At 72.5% G+C, this 2,665-nt stretch carries 2 protein-coding genes; both read left to right on the top strand.

Translation table 11 applies throughout. The annotated features are described in order from the left end of the window. Window positions 1-493 (top strand): methyl-accepting chemotaxis protein (locus DMC18_RS24825; protein WP_233248290.1); only part of this gene is annotated, 493 nt, incomplete at its 5' end. 121 nt (window positions 494-614) lie between these two features. Beyond that, a complete protein-coding gene (locus tag DMC18_RS24820) occupies window positions 615-2,609 on the top strand; it encodes a S9 family peptidase (protein WP_110121626.1) in 1,995 nt (664 codons plus the stop codon). Window positions 2,610-2,665: the final 56 nt, after the last annotated feature.

Below are 2,665 nucleotides of genomic sequence, written 5' to 3'. Positions count from 1 at the left end.
CGGCGTGATCGACGAGATCGCCTTCCAGACCAACCTCCTGGCGCTCAACGCCGGGGTGGAAGCGGCTCGCGCCGGCGACGCGGGCAAGGGCTTCGCCGTCGTCGCCCAGGAAGTCCGCGCCCTGGCCCAGCGCTCGGCCGAGGCGGCCAAGGAGATCAAGGTCCACATCGCCGACTCCGCCCGCCAAGTCGAGGCCGGGGTGAAGCTGGTCGGCCGCACCGGCGAGGCCCTGCAGAAGATCGTCGCCCAGGTCGAGGCCATCGACGGCATCGTCAGCGAGATCGCGGCCGGCGCCCAGGAGCAGTCGGCGGGCCTCTCGCAGGTCAACACCGCCGTCAACCAGATGGACCAGGGCGCCCAGCGCAACGCCGCCCTGATCAGCCGCTCGGCCGGCGACAGCCGCAACCTCGTCTCGGCCGCCGACGAGCTGTCGGGCCTGGTCGCCCGCTTCCGCACCACGCCCGCCTCGGCCTCGTTCCGCCGGGCCGGTTGAGCGCCGGGCGGAGATAAAGCTTCACCTTGCGCTTGACGGCGCTCCGGCTACTCGCTCTGAGTGCGACCGCTCCCGCGCGCATCGCCGGGGGCGAGTAATCTCTGTCGGGGCGTTGGGGCGTATGACGAAGCGTATCGTGTGGGGCGTGGCCGCGGTTCTGGCGGCCCTGGGACAGACTGCGAGCGCCCAGACGCCGCCCGCCTCGGCCTTCGGCCGGCTGCCGGCCGTGCAGACGGTGTCGATGTCGCCGGCCGGCGACAAGCTGGCCATCCTCGGCGGCGCGCCCGCCGCGCGCACGGTCCGCTTCGCGACCATCGACCAGGCGGGTGAAGCCATTCTCGCCCTGGGCGACATCCAGACCGTCGGCGTGCGCTGGGTCGGCGAGGACTACGCCCTGGTCGGCACCGCGATCTGGAAGCGCGTTGGGGCGCGCAACGCCTACCGGTTCGAGCGCAACCTCGTCGTCGACGCCAAGGGTAAGATCGTCAGCAGCCTGCTCGAGGGCGAGACCGCCTCGGCCTACGCCATCAGCCAGCCCGTGCTCGGCGTCGTCGAGGGCGACAGGCCCAAGGTCCTGGTGCAGGGCCTCGACTACATCCCCACGCCCGAAGGCAATCTCGGCACCCGGCTGGTCCGCAAGGAAGCGGTCAACCCGCTGGTCCAGACCCTGTTCCGCGCCGACGTGGTCAAGGGCCGCGGCGAGATCGCCGAGCGCGGCTCGCCCGACACCACCACCTGGGACGTCGACCGGGCCGGCGAGGCGCGCGTGCGCATCGACCAGGACATGCTCAGGCACGACTTCAAGCTGCTGGTGCGCGCCAAGGGCCAGAGGAACTGGCGCACCCTGGTCGCCACCGACCGCGAGGAGGATATCCGCACCTATCTCGGCTATTCCGACGCCGAGGACGCCGTCTACATGGTGCAGGCCGCGCCCGACGGCGGCGCTCAGGTCGTGCGGATCGGCCTGGCCGACGGCGTGACCGCGCCGCGCGGCAAGCCGATCCAGGGCTCCGACATCGGCCTGGTCTGGGATCCGGCCCTGACCACGCCGGTGGCGATCGTTTCGTGCCGCGAGCGGCCGGTCTACGAATGGCTGGACCCGCAGGTCGGCGCCGTCCACGGCGCCCTGAGCCGGGCCTTCAAGGGCCAGGACGTGTCGCTGACCGGCTGGTCGCGCGATCGCGTGCGCTTCGTGGCGCGCGTCGCCTCGCCCGGCACGCCGCCCGTCTGGTACCTGTTCGACAAGGCCCGCAAGGAGATCTCTCCCCTCGGCGAGGCCTATCCGGAGCTCAAGGACGCGCCGCTGGGCCAGACCCGCTGGCTGACCTACAAGGCCCGCGACGGCCTGGAGATCCCGGCCTATCTGACCCTGCCGCCGGGCGCGCCGCCCGAAGGCGGCAAGCTGCCGCTGATCGTCCTGCCGCACGGCGGCCCGGCCTCGCGCGACGGCTACGACTTCGACTGGTGGGCGCAGTTCCTGGCCACGCGCGGCTATGCGGTGCTGCAGCCGCAGTTCCGCGGCTCGGCCGGCTTCGGCAGGACCTTCGAGAAGGCCGGCGAGCGCGAGTGGGGCGGCAAGATCCAGACCGACCTGCTGGACGGCGTCGCCCAGCTGGCCAAGGACGGCGTGGTCGATCCGGCCCGCGTCTGCATCGTCGGGGCCAGCTTCGGCGGCTATTCGGCCCTGGCCGGGGCCACCCTCAACCCGACCGCCTATCGCTGCGCGGTGTCGGTCAACGGCGTCTCGGACCTGCCGCAGATGCTGGGCGAGACGGTCACCGCCTATGGCGGCGCCTCCGACAGCCTGCGCTACTGGCGCAGCCAGATGGGCACGACCTTCAAGGACCCCGCCGCCCTGACCTCGGTCTCGCCGGCCCGCCAGGTGAGCAAGGCCACCCCGCCGGTGCTGCTGGTCTGGGGCGACCAGGACACCACCGTCGCCCCGGCCCAGTCCGAGCGCATGCGCGACGCCCTGACGGCCGCCGGCCGCCCGGTGCGCAGCGTGGTGCTCGAAGGCGACGACCACTACCTCTCCACCTCGGCCACGCGGACGAAGATGCTGGAGGAGGTCGAGGCCTTCCTGGCGCAGAACCTGCCGGTCAAGCCGGCCGGCTGATCGCGCTAGTTCCTGGGCCGGCCCAGGGCGTCCGTGCCCGGCAGGCCCAGGGGGAT

It is taken from the genome of Caulobacter sp. D5 (assembly GCF_003185805.1).
Classification (GTDB): domain Bacteria; phylum Pseudomonadota; class Alphaproteobacteria; order Caulobacterales; family Caulobacteraceae; genus Caulobacter.
Note: the sequence above shows the minus strand (reverse complement) of the source record. Positions and strands in the feature narration are given on the sequence as shown.

Coding starts and splice junctions, on each gene's coding strand:
- DMC18_RS24820 (WP_110121626.1), top strand. CDS start 615: ATGACGAAGCGTATCGTGTGGGGCGTGGCCGCGGTTCTGGCGGCCCTG.